Source organism: Dactylosporangium cerinum, from assembly GCF_042653625.1.
Classification (GTDB): Bacteria; Actinomycetota; Actinomycetes; order Mycobacteriales; family Micromonosporaceae; genus Dactylosporangium; species Dactylosporangium cerinum.
The window spans coordinates 49,456-64,233 of record NZ_JBHSIU010000037.1; the positions used below are offsets into that span (position 1 = coordinate 49,456).

Here is a 14,778-nt window from a genome sequence, read left to right on the forward strand (position 1 = left end):
GATCTCGTCGTTGTGGACCGTGACACCGTCCCGCTCAGCCGCATCCTGGTGCTCGTCGACCCCGACCTGATCGAGTCGGCGGCGGTGGTGGTGTCCGGGGCCCTCGAAGTGGCGACAGCGGTCGCCGGCGTCGAACTGGCCCTGGTCGTCAAGGGCGCCCCCGAGATCACGCCGGCGATCGGGGATGCGATCGCCGGTGTCGTGCGGGTGCTCGCGGACGGCCGGGCGTTGCCGGACGTCGTGGTCTACGGCGAACCTGAGGGCAGCACCCTGCCGGCGGCGGTCCGGGTCGCCCTCAGCGACGACCAGGCCGAGAACGCCCGCTCGGTGCTGACCCTCGTGCTCGCGTACGGGCCGGTTCCCACCCCGCCTGAGCGTTCAGGCGTCGGCGAGTTCGATCGAGTCCGACACCCGCGGCGCGAGGATGCGCATCTCCGCCAGCACGGGCGCGCTCTGCTCGTCGGGGACCGCCGACAGCGCCTCGCCCAGCAGCGGCAGCGCGGCCTCGTCGTGGAACATCTCCAGGGCGATCGCCGCCGCGAGGGTGCGCTCCCGCGGGGTGCGCCGCGAGTCGTCGGACAGCGCCAGCAGCGTGCAGCGCTCGGCGAACCCGTGCTGGCGCAGCCGAGCGGACCATTCCATGGCCCGGATGAGCGGGACGAGCCGGCCGACCCGGGCGGCGACGGTCAGCACGGTCGGCTCCCCGGGGTACCGCCGCCACAACGCTTCGAGGAGCTCGTCGGCGGCCTCCGGTGGCGCCTCGGCGATGCCGAACAGCAACCCGCGCAGCCCTTCGCGGGGCAGGAGCTCGGCGACCTCGGCCAGACTGCCGTCGGCGGCGCCGAGGACCTGCGCCATCCGGGACACCGGCACCGGGACCCGGCCCTCGCGCAGCGACGTGCGCAGCTGCATCGCGGCCTCCTGATGCCGGTCCAGCCGGCTCAGCGCGTCGATGTGCAGCCCGGCGAAGCGGCCCCGGCCGACCCCGTACAGCAGGTCGTTCATGCCCGACTCCGGCAGGCCGGCGACGATCTCCAGGGCGCGCTCGTAGTCGCCTTCGGCGAAGCGGAGCTTGACCTCGTGCTCGTCGACCGTGAACGCGGTGCTGGCGACCCGGCGCAACTCCTCGATGGTCTCGTTGGCCTCGGCGAGCCGGTTCAGGGCGAGGAACGCGTCGGCGAGGATCTTGATGAACAGCACCTGGTGGCTGTTCTCCTTCGCCTGGGTGAGGCCGCGCCGGGAGGTTTCGATCGCCTCCTCGAGGTGGCCGGAGCCGATCTGGGCGCGGGCGAGGTTGCCGATGGCGGTGATGCCGCTGACGTCCTCGGCGGCGAGGATCGCCAGGCGCAGGTTGCGTTCGGTCTTGCCCTTCACCGTGCGGCGCAGCGAGGTGTAGCCGCTGTGGTCGATCACCAGCTCCGGCAGCTGCGGGCCGATCATGGCCTGGCCGGTGATGCGGTCGACGACCTGCTCGTGCAGCCGGCCGTACAGGCGCACCGGGGCCCGGCGGAACAGCCTCGGGTAGTAGATCGTGCTGGCGCCGGCGCCGCCCTCGTGCCCCTCCTGGTTGTCGATGGTGGCGAAGAAGGCCCTGGCGTCGCTGGCCGCGATGCTCGCCCGCACGGCCCGCGGGTCGCCGGCGAAGATCTCGTCCGCGTCGATCCAGAGGGCCCAGCGGCCGCGGCAGTGCTCCAGCGAACGGTTGCGGGCGTCGCCGAAGTGCTCGGTCCAGAACCCCTCGATCACCCGCGCGCCGTGGGCCCGGGCGATCGCGACGGTGTCGTCGGTCGATCCGGTGTCGTACACCACGATCTCGTCGACCAGGTCGCGCAGCGCGTCGAGGGAGCGGCCGAGGACATCCGCCTCGTCCTTGACGATCAGCGACGCGCTGAGCAGCGGCGCGTCCGGCGGGTCGAGGAAGTCGGCGCGCAGGCCGCACGACGGTGACGCCACGTGCGCCACCAGCGCGGCGTGCGCGACGGTGATCCTGCCCTGCGCGGCGAGCCCGTCCCAGGGCAGGTCCGCGGTGGGGCCGCCGGCGATGGCGAGGGCGTCCCGGCGGATCGCCACGCACACCGGCCCGAGCCGGTCCACGTCGCTGAACTCGCCACGGTGGTCCTGGCGCCACTGCCGTGCGTAGGTCTTGAACGCCGCCGCGCTGGTCATCGCGTGGTCCGGCAGGTGGGCCTGCTGCGGGCCGTAGGTGTGCTGGCAGCTGGGGCCGGTCGCGACCACGGACGGATCGTGGAAGGGCTCCAGGACCGGGTCGAGCCAGTGCGCCGACACGATCACGTCGCCGTCGATCAGCACGACGATCGGGTGGCGGGTGGCGTCGAGGCCGGCCGCCCAGCGGTCGGCGACGCCCGACCCGGGGGTCGGCTCGATCACCTTCAGCCACGCCTCGCCGCGCAGCTCGGCGTGCAGTTCGGGGCGGCCCGGGGGCAGGACGCACACCACCTCGTCGCGCAGGCCGAGGGTGGACCGCAGCGACTGCAGGCAGGCGTGGAAGTCATCGGGGGTGCCCCCGGCGGCGACGATCACGGACACCGGGATGTGGGTCATGCCGACACCATCGGCATTTTCGGGCGCAATCGGAGTGCTTTTCAGGTGCGGTTGTCAGGTGCGGTTGTCCAAGAACACGGGCACCGAGTCGACCGCCTCGCGGTGCAGCCGGCCGACCAGCCGCGCCTGCTGGCGGTTGCCCGCCATCGCGATGGTCAGCTCCCGCGACAGGTCCAGTTGCCGCTGGACGAGCCGGCGGGCCCGGTCCGCGAGCGCGATCGGCAGCGGCCCGAGACCGTCCGGCGGCGTGAACGTCACCGGTGTCACGGGCGCGGTCTCCAGCACGTCGCGGTGCCGCAGCAGCTGCTCGACCTCGTCCGCCTCCAGTTCCATCGCCTCCAGGGCGGCGACCCACGCGGTGTCCCACCCGTCGGGCGGGGACGTCACGGCCCGGCCCCGATCACCTGCGCCGCCGCCTCCCGCCACGCGTCGCGCAGCTGTTCGGCGAAGCTCTGCACCGACTCGACCCGGCTCCGGTCGCCGGTCACGTTGGCCTGCACGAGTTCGGTGATCAGGAAGCTGTACAGCGAGGCCAGCCCGGGCCCGCCGCTCCACGCGGTGGTGTCCAGCGTCGCCCGGAGCTCCATGATGATCTCCTGGGCGTGCTGCATCCGCCCGGATGCCGTCTGCCGGTCGCCCTGCTCGAGCGACTGGCCCGCGATCATCAGGTCCAGCACGAGCCGGTCGTACAGCATCACGAGCAGTTTGGAGGGGGGCGCGGTGGCGACGCTGTCGCTGACGTAGCGGTTGCGCAGCGCTTGTGTGGTCATACGGTCTCCAGGGCCCTAAGGGGGGATTCGGCCTAGCCGAGCGAGGCGAGTTGTCCTGACAACCAGCTGCCCTGGTTCTTCAGCTTGCCCAGCGCGGTCTCCATCGCGCCGAACTGTTTCTGCAGCGTCGCCTGGCGGGCCTGCAGCCGGACGTCCCAGTCGTCGACGCGGTGGTTGAGGTCGGTGATGGCGTCGTTGCCGCTGGTGATCAGGCGGGACAGCGTGCCGGTGTTGGTCTGGGTCGCCTTGTCCGCCACGGCCGTCATCCTGTCGGCGAGGCCGGTCTTCAGCGTGACGTCGGTCTGCGCGGTGTCGGCGAAGAGCGCCTGGGTCTTCTCCGGGTCGGCTTCGAGGGCCGCGATGAACTTCGTCTTGTCGAACGTCAGCGTGCCGTTGCGGGTCAGTTCGATGCCGATGTCCTTGAAGCTGGTGCCGGCGGCGGTGCCGCCGGAGACGGTGTTCAGCACGCTGCTGGTGACGCCCGACATGATGCTGTTGCCGGAGAGCGGGCCGCCGGCGACCGCGCCGCTCTTGTTCTTGGTCTGGGTGCCGATCTCGGACAGCGCCGTGTTCGCCGCGTCGACCATCGCCTGGACCTTGGCGGCGATGCCCTCGGTGTCGCGGGCGACGGTGACCGTCACCGGCGGGTCCGTCTCCGCCTGCTTCTTCGTGGCGGTCACGGTCAGGCCGCCCATCAGGTCCTTGAACGTGTTCGTCGAGGACGTCACGATCAGCGGGGTCGCCGAGTCACCGACGGCGAGTTCGGCGTCGGCGCCCTCGGAGACGGGGGAGATGCTGCCGAGGGCGGTGAACGGCGAGGAGTTGCCGTTCGGGAACTCGAATTTCGACTGCGTGCCGGTCGTGGTCGACGTGAGCTGCATCGTGTACTTGCCGGGGGAGACCTGGAAGGCGGTGGCCTTCACGCCGAGGTCGGGGGTCTTGTTGATCGCGTCGACGACGCCGCTGAGCGTCTTGTCGGTGACGTTGACCGTCTTGGAGACGCCGTTGACGTCGATCACGAACGACGGGTCGCTCATGATGGTGTCGGTGGTCGCGTCGACGGGGGTGCCGAAGACGACCGCGTGCGACGACGCCAGCTTGTTCACCCGGAAGGACAGCGAACCGCTCTGCGTGGAGCTCGACGCGGTGGTCGTGGCGGTGGCGGCGTCCGAGCTGGAGGTGGCGACGCCGCCCTTCCAGGCGGTCGGGTCCGTGAGGGCCTTGGCCGCGTCCAGCAGCCCCTTCATCTTGGTGTTGATGCCCTGATAGGCGGTGACGACCTTCTGCTGCGTCGTGATCTTGGCCTTGAGGGCGTTCTGTGGCGCGGCCTCGACCTGCATCAACCCGCTGATGACCGAGGAGGTGCTCATCCCTGAGATGAGGCCGTCGACGCTACCCATGCTGGAACCTCCGTGAGACAAAGCGCGCGGGGAGGAAACCTGGGTCCCCTCCCCGCCCTACGAGCGTTGTCAGCGCAGCAGTGACAACACGTTCTGCGGCGCCTGGTTGGCCTGGGCCAGCATGCTGGTGCCGGCCTGGGTCAGGATCTGCGATCTGGTGAAGGAGACCATCTCCTGGGCCATGTCCGTGTCCCTGATCCGGGACTCGGACGCGGACAGGTTCTCCACGGCGACATTGAGGTTGTTGATGGTGTGCTCGAACCGGTTCTGATACGCACCGAGCGTCGCCCGGGCGGTCGAGACACCCTTGATCGCTGTGTCGATCGAGGTGATCGCGGCGGACGCGCCGGTCACCAGGTCGAGCCCGGCGACGCCGAGGCCGGTCGAGTCGAAGCCGGTCACGCCGGTCACGCCGCCGAAGGCCGCGGTGCCGAGGCTGACCGTGATCTGGTCGGCGGACGCGGTGTTCGCGCCGACCTGGAACGTGCCGGTGTAGGACGTGGAAGGGTCGAGCAGGAGCTGCCCGCCGAACGCCGTCGTGGTGGCGATGCGGTCCAGCTCCTGGTTCAGCTGTGCGAACTCGGTCTGTGCGGCGGTCCGTGCGTCCGAGTCCTGCGAACCCGTCGAGGCCGCCTGCACCGACAGGTCGCGCATGCGCTGCAGGATGGAGTGCGTCTCGGTGAGCGCGCCTTCAGCGGTCTGCACGACCGAGATGCCGTCCTGCGCGTTGCGCACCGCGACCTTCAGGCCGCCGATCTGCGAGCGCAGGCCCTCACTGATCGACAGGCCGGCCGCGTCGTCGGCGGCCCGGTTGATCCGGAAACCCGACGACAGCTTCTCCAGCGACTTGCTCATCTGGCTGTCGGTCACGGACAGGTTCCGGTAGGAGTTCTGAGCGGCAATGTTGTTGTTGATCCGTAGACCCATGTCAGTTCCTCCTTGAGCTCGGTCCGGCCGTCCGTGGCCTGTTCACGGAGCAGATCGGCCGAGCCCGCGGGGAGTTGAGAAAGAACCGGTCGGCAACTGGCAGGGCACGGCGCCCTGGGTGGGTGCCGTGCCCTGTCAAGCCCTCGTCAGGTCATCAACTCCAGCTCCTTAGCGCAGCAGCGAGAGGACGTTCTGCGGCGCCTGGTTGGCCTGGGACAGCATGCTGGTGCCGGCCTGGGTCAGGATCTGTGAGCGGGTGAACGACACCATCTCGGAGGCCATGTCCGTGTCCCGGATGCGCGACTCCGAGGCGGACAGGTTCTCCACGGCGGTGTTCAGGTTGTTGATGGTGTGCTCGAACCGGTTCTGGTATGCACCGAGCGTGGCCCGAGCAGTCGAGACACCCTTGATCGCTGTGTCGATCGCGTCGATGGCCGCGGACGCGCCGCCCACGAGGTCAAGCGTGTTGACGCCGAGGCCGGTCGAGTCGAAGCCGGTGACCGCGACGCCACCGAAGGCGGCGGTGCCGAGGTCGACCGCGATCTGGTCAGCGGACGCGGTGTTCGCGCCGACCTGGAACGTGCCGGTGTAGGAGGCGGCCGGGTCGAGCAACTTCTGCCCGCCGAACGCCGTGGTGGTGGCGATCCGGTCCAGCTCAGCGTTCAGCTGAGTGAACTCGGTCTGCGCCGCCGTGCGCGCATCGGTGTCCTGCGAACCCGTCGAGGAGGCCTGAACGGAGAGGTCACGCATACGCTGCAGGATGGAGTGCGTCTCGGTGAGAGCACCTTCAGCGGTCTGCACGACCGAGATGCCGTCCTGCGCGTTGCGCACCGCGACCTTCAGGCCGCCGATCTGGGACCGAAGACCCTCGCTGATCGAGAGGCCTGCCGCGTCGTCGGCGGCACGGTTGATCCGGAAACCCGACGACAGCTTCTCCAGCGACTTGCTCATCTGGCCGTCCGTGACCGACAGGTTACGGTAGGCGTTCTGAGCAGCGATGTTGTTGTTGATGCGAAGACCCATGAGGTTCCTCCTTGAATCGGGTCCGAACCCAGGCCATCCGTGGCCTGGACGTATTCCTCATCGGCGCTTCGCCTTGCGGCATAAGGGTTCTGTTCAAACTTTTCCGGGAAACAACAGCGGCGCCTCCGTGGGTGGAGGCGCCGCCGCTGTGTCATCACGGTGTCATCTGAGGAGGGTGGTGCCTGGTGGTGCGGTGTGGGCTAACGCAGCAGGGACAGGACGTTCTGCGGCGCCTGGTTGGCCTGGGCCAGCATGCTCGTGCCGGCCTGGGTCAGGATCTGCGATCTGGTGAAGGAGACCATCTCCTGGGCCATGTCGGTATCCCGGATGCGGGACTCGGACGCGGACAGGTTCTCCACCGCGGTGTTGATGTTGTTGATGGTGTGCTCGAAGCGGTTCTGGTACGCACCGAGCGTGGCCCGAGCGGTCGAGACCCCCTTGATCGCGGTGTCGATCGCGGTGATGGCCGCGGACGCACCGGTCACCAGGCTCAGCGCGTTGACGCCGAGGCCGGTCGAGTCGAACCCGGTCACGCCGGTGACGCTGCCGAAGGCGGCGGTGCCGAGGTTGACCGCGATCTGGTCGGCCGTTGCGGTGTTGGCCCCGACCTGGAAGGTGCCGGTGTAGGAGCCCGCGGGGTCGAGCAGCTTCTGCCCGCCGAAGCTGGTCGTGGTGGCGATGCGGTCCAGTTCCGCGTTCAGCTGGGTGAACTCGGTCTGCGCCGCGGTCCGCGCGTCGGTGTCCTGCGAACCGCTCGAGGACGCCTGCACCGACAGGTCACTCAAGACATCGGCGTCCCGGCCCGAGGGATGAGGAATCTGCTGGAGAAATTTTCCGCAACGCAACTACTACGTGAAGAGACCCGGTTCCGTGGGAATCGGGTCTCTGGTCATGCGTGGAACGGGATACCCAGCGGCGTGGTGTGCGCCAGCCTGGTGTTCAGGTTGCCCTGATCCGCGATCTGGTTGTAGTACGCCTCGCGCCGGCGGGCGATGCAGCCGCCGGCTCGTTCCTGCGCGGCCACCAGGTGCGGGTCGAGGTGGTTGTTGAGCCCGTCGCGCAGCAGGACCAGGGCCTCGGAGCGCAGCTGGCTGATCCGGCTCTCCGTCACGCCCAGCTCGCGGGCGATGTCGTTCATCGGGCGTTCGTCGAAGAAGTACGCCGTGATGACCTGGCGCAGCCGCTCCGGCAGTGCGCCGATCGCGTGGTGCAGGTAGCCGATCTTCTCGCGGTGCAGGATCAGGTCCTCGGGCCCTGGGGTGCGCTCGGGGACCAGGTCCTCGGCGGTGCCGGCGGTGAAGCCCTGCAGCGACAGCACGACCGCGCGCTGCACGTCCTCGCCGATCGCCTTGAGCTCCTCGGGTGCCACGCCGAGCGCCTCGGCCAGCTCGGCCGGGGTCGGGGTGCGGCCGAGGGTGGCGGTGAGTTCCTGCTGGGTGGTTTCGACCTTGCGGGCGCGGGTGCGCACGGATCGGCTGGCCCAGTCGAGGCCGCGCAGTTCGTCGAGGAGGGCGCCGCGGATGCGGGTGGTGGCGAAGCTGCCGAAGGGGATGCCGCGGCTGGGGTCGAAGCCCTTCGCGGCGTGTGCGAGTGCCGCCATGCCGGCCGAGACGAGGTCCTCGCGGGACACGTGCGACGGCAGCCGGCCGAGCATCTCGCGCACCAGGTGCCCCACCAGGGGCAGGTGGCTGCGCACGGCGGCATCGAGCTCGGCGGCGCTGAACGAGGTCTGGGCTTCGGTGCTGACGGTCACGGCAACCTCTTCGTGGCAGGAGTTGGTCGAGAACCAGCCTCGGTAGCCACGGGTGCAGGTCACGGTGACGCAAAGTTGCGGGAAGGTTGTACTCAACCCTCGTATCGACCTGCCGACCTATGTGGGTGAAGCGATCGATGACGTGGTGAAGGGCGGCACACGCATGGGGCTGGCGGACCTCGCGAGCATCCTGTGGCGCGAGCGGGAGATGCTGGAGCTGCTGCTGTTCAAGCTCGAGGAGGAGCAGCTCGTCCTCGCGGGCGGGCGCACCCGCTGGCTCGCGCACGCCACCCGTGAGGTCGAGGTCGTCCTGGAGGAGATCCGGCGCACCGAGGTCGTCCGCGCGGCAGAGGTCGAGGCGATCGGCGCCTCCCTCGGGCTCGGCCCCAACCCGAGCCTCACCCAGCTCGCCGAGGCCTCCCCGGCGCCGTGGTCGGACCTGCTCAACCAGCACCGCATGGCGTTCCTGACGCTGACCGCCGAGGTCAGCGCGCTCGCCGAGGCCAACCGCGACATCCTCACCACCGGCGCGCGGGCCGCCCGCGAGACGATGCTGGCCGTCGCCGGATCCGTCGAGACCTACGGTCGGCGGGGGCAGACCGTCGGTTCGACCCCCCGAAACCGGCTGATTGACGAGGCGATGTAGATGAGCACCTTCTCCGGCCTGAACAGCGCGCTGTCCGCCCTCTACGCGCAGCGCCGGGCGCTGGACATCACCGGCCAGAACGTCGCCAACGTCAACACCGAGGGCTATTCGCGGCAGCGGGTGGAGCTCTCCCCGGTCGAGAACGTGACCGAACCGGCCCGGTACTCGCTGTCCAGCGGCGTCGGCGACGGCGTCAGGATCACCGGCGTCACCCGGCTGCACAACGAGTTCATGACCAACCGCACCCGGGCCGAGCACGGGCTCAACGAGTACCTGCAGGCGCAGAAGACCGTCTACGCCAACGTCGAGCAGGCGCTCGGCGAACCCAGCGACACCGGTCTGCAGGCGCAGCTGTCGGAGTACTGGACCGCCTGGTCCGACGTGGCGAACCGGCCCGGCGACACGTCGTCGCGCACCGCGCTGCTCTCCCGTGCCAACACCGTCGCCGGCTCGATGCGCACCACCCGGGCCAACCTCGGGGAGCTGTACTCCGCCACCCGGGAGCAGATCACCGCCGACGTCAACGTGGTCAACCAGACGACCACCGGCATCGCCGACCTCAACGCCCGGATCGCCCTGGCGAAGGTCGCGGACATGCCGACCAACGAGCTGTCCGACAAGCGCGACCAGCTGGTGCTGCGGCTGTCCGAGCTGACCGGCGCCACCGCCCGGGCCAAGGAGGACGGCACCACCGACGTGTTGCTCGCCGGTGCCGTGATCGTGCAGGGCGACACGGTGCGCCAGCTCGAGGCGGTCGGCTCGACCACCGTCGACGGGCGGGCGGCCGCACCACCACAGGTGCAGTTCGTCGGCGGTCCGGTCGCCGCCATCACCACGGGCCGGATCGCCTCCCGGCTCGAGGCGCTGAACAAGACCGTCCCGGACGCGGTGCAGGGCCTCGACGACGTCGCCGGCCTGCTCATCTCCAGCGTCAACACCCAGCACGCCAAGGGCTGGGACATCACCACGACGCCGCCGGCCACCGTGCCCACGCCGGTGCAGGGCGGCGACTTCTTCTCTGGCACGGACGCCCGCAACATCGGCGTGGCGATCACCGATCCGACGAAGATCGCCGCGTCCAGCACCGCTGTCAACCCGTTCCAGGGCGACAACGCGATCGCGATGTCGGACCTCGCGAAGGATCCGGTCGGCGCCGACGTCAAGTACCGCAACTTCGTGGTGGACGTCGGCATCGCGGCGCAGACGATCAACCGGCGCGCCGACGCACAGCAGGTCATCTCCGACGACGTGAGCGCGGCGGAGCAGGCCGAGTCCGGCGTCAGCCTGGATGAGGAGATGACCAACATGCTGCAGTTCCAGCGGGCGTACGAGGCCGCGGCGAAGGTCATCTCGGTGGTCGACACCACGCTCGACTCGCTGATCAACATGAAACGGTAGGGGGAACGGATGCCCGGCTTCCGCGTCACGGAACGGTCCATGGCCAGCAACACGCTGGCGAACCTGCAGATCAACCTCTCGCGCAACCAGCAGCTGCAGGAACAGCTCTCCAGCGGCAAGCTCATCACCAAGGCGTCGGACTCGCCCGGCGGCGCGGTGATCGCGATGCAGCACCGTGCCGACATGGCCACGCTCGACCAGTACTCCCGCAACGCCGACGACGGCATGGGCTGGCTGAACATGGCCGACACGGCCCTGAACAGCGCCTCGACGCAGCTCAACCGCGCGCGTGAGCTGGTGCTCTCCGGGCTGTCGAGCGGCTCGGCCGGCAGCACCGAAGCGCGTGAGGCGATCGCGCTGGAGGTCGACAACCTGCGGGAATCCATGATCAACCTGTCGAACACCACCTACCTGGACCGGCCGATCTTCGGTGGCAGCACCCCGGGCGCCGTCGCGTACGACAAGAACGGCGTGTACCAGGGCGACGACGGGAAGATCAACCGTTCGATCAGCGGCAATGCCACCGTGCGCGTCGACACCAGCGCCGAGTCGGTCTTCGGCCCCGAGACCGGCAACGTGTTCAGCCTGCTCGGTCAGATCGCCACCGACCTGCGCACGAACCCGGCCGGGCTGCAGGCGGACCTGGCCGGGGTCGACACGGCGCAGAAACGCGTCCAGGCGGGCCTTTCCGGGGTAGGTTCCAGATACAATCAAGTGTCCGAAATGCAGCAAACTGCCCAGAACAGAGTGCTCGATCTGCGGGCGCAACTCTCCGACGTCGAAGACATCGACCTGCCCAAGACGATCACCGAACTCGCCCTGCAGCAGACCGCCTACCAGGCCGCGCTCGCCGCCACCGCGAAGGTGATCCAGCCGTCGCTGGTCGACTTCCTGCGGTAGGCCGCGCCGCAAGCACACACGTGAGGAATCCATGAGCGTCGCGACTGTGGGACACCCAGAGACCACCACGCTGCCGGTGATCGACTTCGTAGCGCCGATGCCGGGCTTCCCGGACGACCGCCGGTTCGTGCTGGTCCGCCTCGAGGACACCGGCATGCTGTACGCGCTGACCTCGGTCGACTCAGCCGGTCTGCGGTTCCTCGTGGTGCCACCGGCGCAGTTCTTCCCCGACTACGCGCCGGAGATCGACGACGACGCGCTCGCCGCCCTCGGCGTCAGCGACGGGGAGGATCTGCTGGTCCTGCTGGTCGTCACGGCCGGCGACGGGGTCGAGGACGCCACCGTCAACCTGATGGCGCCGATCGTGCTCGACCAGCGCAGCCGCCGCGCCGTGCAACTGGTTCTGAGCCGCAGCGGCCTGTCGGTGCGCCAGAAGCTCGTCGTCGCCTGATCGGGTCTTCGCCATCGGCGGAACCGGCATATCGGGTACTGTTCGCGTATCGCCCAGCGAAGGAGCAGCTTGTGCTCGTCCTGACCCGACGTCCCGGAGAAAGCGTGATGGTCGGTGACGACGTCGTCGTCACCGTGCTCGACGTGCGCGGCGACGTGGTGCGGTTGGGCATCAAGGCGCCGCGCAGCATCCAGGTCCATCGCGAAGAGGTCTACCGCGAGCTGCAGAAGGTCAACCGTGAGGCCGCGTCGCCCAGCGACGTCGCCGTGCGGGCCCTGAGCCGCATGCTCCGCGCCGACGTCGAACAGCAGTAGCGGGTTTAACCCGACTTCTCAGGACTTCCCCGCCGATGCCGATAGGCCGGATGGGGAACACCTCGAGAAGGGCACGTTCATGGCAACGCTGCGCGGGTGGGTACGAAACCGGCCGATCGTCGTCAAACTGGGTGCGATCTTCGTCGTTTCCCTGATCACCGCCATGGCACTGCTCTTCGTCGGGACCCGAGCGCTGAACGACGGCGAGGACCGGGCCCGGCAGCTGGAGCAGGTCGGCCAGCTGACCCGCCAGACCCTCGAGGCCGACATGGCACACGACGCCATCCGCGGCGACGTGCTCCGCATGCTCCTGGCCGTCTCCCGCGGCGGCGACGTCAGCACCGAGGCCACCGAGGTCAAGGCCGACCTCGCCGACCACAGCGCGATTCTCGGCGGTGTCGTCACCACCTTCACCGCGCCGGCGATGGACGCCTCCGTCCAGGCGGCCACACGCGCCGTCGCCCCGGCCATCGAGAACTACATCGACCTCGCCGGGCAGACCGTCACGGCCGCGATCGGCGGCGACCGCGCCCCCGCCTCCTATGTCGCCTTCCAGACCGCCTTCTCCGAGGTGGAGGAGAAGCTGCCCGGCGTCAGCGACGCGCTCGAACGGGTCGCCAGGGCCGCCTCGAGGTCGGTGGGCGACGAGCGCGACCGGGCCGTGGTGATGCTCTCCACCGCCGGTGTCATCGGCCTGCTGCTCACCGGCGCGGCACCGTCACCGTCTTCAACGCCGGCGCCGAACGCCTCCTCGGCCACCGCGCCCAGGACGTCGTCGGCACCGCCACCCTCGACCGCTTCCACCTGCCCACCGAACTGCCCGGCCTGGCCACCCTCTTCGGCCCGGCCCAGGCCGGAGACTCCGAACCCCGCGAATGGACCTACGTGCGGCACGACGGCACCCCGCTGCCCGTCGCCCTCACCGTCAGCGTCATCCGCGGCGAGTCCGGCGAGGTCACCGGATATCTCTCCGTCGCCCGCGACGTCACCAGGGAACGCCGCACCGTCGAGGCGATGCGCTACGCCCTGGACCGCGAACGCGCCGCCGCCGACCGCCTCCGCGAACTCGACAAGGTCCGCGCCGACCTCGTCGCCACCGTCTCCCACGAGCTGCGGACCCCGCTCACCAGCATCCTCGGCAACGTCGAGGTCATCGTCGACGGCGACGCCGGCACCCTGCACACGTCGCAGGCCCGGCTCCTCGCCGCGGTCGAACGCAACGCCCGCCGGCTCCTCGCCCTCATCGAGGACCTTCTCATGCTCTCCCGCATCGAGGCCGGCCAGGTGAAGATCAACGCCCGCCCCGTCCACATCCGCGCCGTCGTCTCCGGCGCCCTCGAAGCCCTCCAGGCCGTCCGCGGCCAGCGCGACCTCCACCTCGACATCGACCTGCCCGACACCCCGCTCGTCGTGCACGGCGACCACGACCAGCTCGAACGCGTCGTCATCAACCTGCTCGACAACGCCCTCAAGTTCACCGCCCCCGGCGGCAGCGCCCGCCTCACCGCCGACCTCGACGGCACCCAGATCCGCCTCACCGTCGCCGACACCGGCATGGGCATCCCCCTGGACGAGATCGACCAGATCTTCGACCGGTTCTTCCGCTCGAGCCGCTCCGCCGAGCGCCAGAGCCAGGGCACCGGCCTGGGCCTCGCCATCACCAAGTCCATCGTGGAACGCCACGGCGGCCGCATCTGGGCCCGCCCCGCCCTCGGCCCCGGCACCATCGTCACCTGCCTGCTCCCGCTCCACCAGGAAGCCCCGGTCCCGGTCCGCACCTGAAAATGGATTGTCGTGCGAGGTGCGGCGGCCGACTCTTGGCGGCGTGAGCCGAAGCCTGCGTACCGATCCCCGGCCCCGCCAGGCGCTGCGCCGCGCTCCCGGGCTCGACCGGGTGCGGATCCACGTGCACGCGCCGCGGCCCGGATTCGCGCACCCCGCGAGCGGGCGGGACGTTCGCGAGGTGCTTTACGTCGTCGGGCCTTGGGCATGGTACGGGCTACGGTCCGTCGAACTGCGCCAGACCGAGGACTTCCACCCCGGACTGCTCGTCTACGGCCGGACCAGAACGCCGGGCGAGATCTTCCTCTACGAGCAACGGACGGCTACGACGTCGCGGGACTTCATGCGGTTCGACGTGCTGCTGCACGAACTCGGACACCACGTGCTCCAGCACCGCGCCCGGAAGGTCGGCGCCGTGCAACGCACATCGGATCATGAACGGTTCGCCGAGACGTTCGCCGCCCGCTGGAAGCCGATCGCCCAGGCGGCGCTCTCGTAACACGATGCGCCGTTGTCGCCGAAGTGGAACTGGTTCACCTCGTAGCGCCGGTCAGCTCGTGCTGCCAGGCGTCCTTAGGAAGGCTGTACATCGAGGCGAACTCGTACAGTTTGCCGCCGTGGCGCCGGACCTCCATCACTCCATGATCGCAGTGGCTACCAGGTGGAGATGTCGCCGCCGAGCAGGGTGACGGCGGCGACGGAGGTCACGCCGATCAGGACGGCCGCGAGGCCGACGTCCAGGGTGGCGGCGCCGCGGTCGTCGCGCACGAGACGGGCGTGCAGCTTGGTGATCAGGTTCGTCATCCTCAACTCCTTCTGGGTGGCTTCCGGTACACAAATCATGACTGAAAG

General features: G+C 69.6%; 16 protein-coding genes. 7 read left to right on the forward strand and 9 right to left on the reverse strand.

Annotated features, from left to right (window positions below):
* Positions 1-378: 378 nt before the first annotated feature.
* The 8 genes from ACFPIJ_RS26845 to ACFPIJ_RS26880 all read right to left on the reverse strand — a co-directional run bounded on the left by ACFPIJ_RS26845 (position 379) and on the right by ACFPIJ_RS26880 (position 8,435).
* Entirely contained in the window at positions 379-2,562 is a 2,184-nt protein-coding gene (locus ACFPIJ_RS26845; protein ID WP_380118496.1) for a glycosyltransferase, read from the reverse strand.
* A 54-nt stretch (positions 2,563-2,616) separates the two neighbouring features.
* Complete coding sequence (locus ACFPIJ_RS26850; RefSeq protein WP_380118498.1) at positions 2,617-2,949, reverse strand: hypothetical protein; 333 nt, start codon at positions 2,947-2,949, stop codon at positions 2,617-2,619.
* The gene (fliS, locus tag ACFPIJ_RS26855; protein ID WP_380118500.1) at positions 2,946-3,332 is read right to left on the reverse strand and encodes a flagellar export chaperone FliS; all 387 of its coding nucleotides are present in this window, start codon (positions 3,330-3,332) and stop codon (positions 2,946-2,948) included. Before fliS ends, ACFPIJ_RS26850 begins: the two co-directional genes overlap by 4 nt.
* Before the next feature lie 32 nt (positions 3,333-3,364).
* Positions 3,365-4,732, reverse strand: coding sequence for a flagellar filament capping protein FliD (fliD, locus tag ACFPIJ_RS26860; RefSeq protein ID WP_380118502.1), 1,368 nt, complete (start codon positions 4,730-4,732; stop codon positions 3,365-3,367).
* Between the two features lie 69 nt (positions 4,733-4,801).
* Complete coding sequence (locus ACFPIJ_RS26865; RefSeq protein ID WP_380118504.1) at positions 4,802-5,659, reverse strand: flagellin N-terminal helical domain-containing protein; 858 nt, start codon at positions 5,657-5,659, stop codon at positions 4,802-4,804.
* Positions 5,660-5,827: 168 nt separating this feature from the next.
* Positions 5,828-6,682: a flagellin N-terminal helical domain-containing protein gene (locus ACFPIJ_RS26870; RefSeq protein ID WP_380118507.1), complete on the reverse strand. Its 855-nt coding sequence runs from the start codon at positions 6,680-6,682 to the stop codon at positions 5,828-5,830.
* A 200-nt stretch (positions 6,683-6,882) separates the two neighbouring features.
* Positions 6,883-7,467 (reverse strand): flagellin, encoded by a 585-nt coding sequence (locus tag ACFPIJ_RS26875; protein WP_380118509.1) that lies wholly within the window; start codon positions 7,465-7,467, stop codon positions 6,883-6,885.
* 104 nt (positions 7,468-7,571) lie between these two features.
* Positions 7,572-8,435 carry a sigma-70 family RNA polymerase sigma factor gene (locus tag ACFPIJ_RS26880; RefSeq protein ID WP_380118512.1) on the reverse strand — a complete coding sequence of 288 codons (864 nt, stop codon included), beginning with the start codon at positions 8,433-8,435 and terminating at the stop codon, positions 7,572-7,574.
* A gap of 121 nt (positions 8,436-8,556) precedes the next feature.
* Between ACFPIJ_RS26880 and flgN the strand changes: the two genes are divergently transcribed.
* The 7 genes from flgN (at position 8,557) to ACFPIJ_RS26915 (ending at position 14,425) form a co-directional block, all read left to right on the forward strand.
* Complete coding sequence (gene flgN, locus ACFPIJ_RS26885; RefSeq protein ID WP_380118514.1) at positions 8,557-9,081, forward strand: flagellar export chaperone FlgN; 525 nt, start codon at positions 8,557-8,559, stop codon at positions 9,079-9,081.
* A complete protein-coding gene (gene flgK / locus ACFPIJ_RS26890; RefSeq protein WP_380118516.1) occupies positions 9,082-10,479 on the forward strand; it encodes a flagellar hook-associated protein FlgK in 1,398 nt (465 codons plus the stop codon).
* 9 nt (positions 10,480-10,488) lie between these two features.
* Complete coding sequence (gene flgL / locus ACFPIJ_RS26895) at positions 10,489-11,379, forward strand: flagellar hook-associated protein FlgL (protein WP_380118518.1); 891 nt, start codon at positions 10,489-10,491, stop codon at positions 11,377-11,379.
* A 46-nt stretch (positions 11,380-11,425) separates the two neighbouring features.
* The gene (fliW, locus tag ACFPIJ_RS26900; protein WP_380118521.1) at positions 11,426-11,830 is read left to right on the forward strand and encodes a flagellar assembly protein FliW; all 405 of its coding nucleotides are present in this window, start codon (positions 11,426-11,428) and stop codon (positions 11,828-11,830) included.
* A 71-nt stretch (positions 11,831-11,901) separates the two neighbouring features.
* Entirely contained in the window at positions 11,902-12,144 is a 243-nt protein-coding gene (csrA, locus tag ACFPIJ_RS26905) for a carbon storage regulator CsrA (RefSeq protein WP_203847552.1), read from the forward strand.
* Between the two features lie 96 nt (positions 12,145-12,240).
* Positions 12,241-13,926 carry a sensor histidine kinase gene (locus tag ACFPIJ_RS26910; protein WP_380118524.1) on the forward strand — a complete coding sequence of 562 codons (1,686 nt, stop codon included), beginning with the start codon at positions 12,241-12,243 and terminating at the stop codon, positions 13,924-13,926.
* A gap of 43 nt (positions 13,927-13,969) precedes the next feature.
* Complete coding sequence (locus tag ACFPIJ_RS26915; RefSeq protein ID WP_380118527.1) at positions 13,970-14,425, forward strand: ImmA/IrrE family metallo-endopeptidase; 456 nt, start codon at positions 13,970-13,972, stop codon at positions 14,423-14,425.
* Positions 14,426-14,580: 155 nt separating this feature from the next.
* Here ACFPIJ_RS26915 and ACFPIJ_RS26920 read toward each other — a convergent pair whose 3' ends face one another.
* Positions 14,581-14,730 (reverse strand): hypothetical protein, encoded by a 150-nt coding sequence (locus ACFPIJ_RS26920; RefSeq protein ID WP_380118529.1) that lies wholly within the window; start codon positions 14,728-14,730, stop codon positions 14,581-14,583.
* Positions 14,731-14,778: the final 48 nt, after the last annotated feature.

What these genes read in the sequence shown, in the direction of transcription:
- ACFPIJ_RS26845 (WP_380118496.1), bottom strand. Translation starts at nt 2,562, where the DNA reads ATGACCCACATCCCGGTGTCCGTGATCGTCGCCGCCGGGGGCACCCCC.
- fliS (WP_380118500.1), bottom strand. Translation starts at nt 3,332, where the DNA reads ATGACCACACAAGCGCTGCGCAACCGCTACGTCAGCGACAGCGTCGCC.
- fliD (WP_380118502.1), bottom strand. Translation starts at nt 4,732, where the DNA reads ATGGGTAGCGTCGACGGCCTCATCTCAGGGATGAGCACCTCCTCGGTC.
- ACFPIJ_RS26865 (WP_380118504.1), bottom strand. Translation starts at nt 5,659, where the DNA reads ATGGGTCTACGGATCAACAACAACATTGCCGCTCAGAACTCCTACCGG.
- ACFPIJ_RS26870 (WP_380118507.1), bottom strand. Translation starts at nt 6,682, where the DNA reads ATGGGTCTTCGCATCAACAACAACATCGCTGCTCAGAACGCCTACCGT.
- flgK (WP_380118516.1), top strand. Translation starts at nt 9,082, where the DNA reads ATGAGCACCTTCTCCGGCCTGAACAGCGCGCTGTCCGCCCTCTACGCG.
- flgL (WP_380118518.1), top strand. Translation starts at nt 10,489, where the DNA reads ATGCCCGGCTTCCGCGTCACGGAACGGTCCATGGCCAGCAACACGCTG.
- ACFPIJ_RS26920 (WP_380118529.1), bottom strand. Translation starts at nt 14,730, where the DNA reads ATGACGAACCTGATCACCAAGCTGCACGCCCGTCTCGTGCGCGACGAC.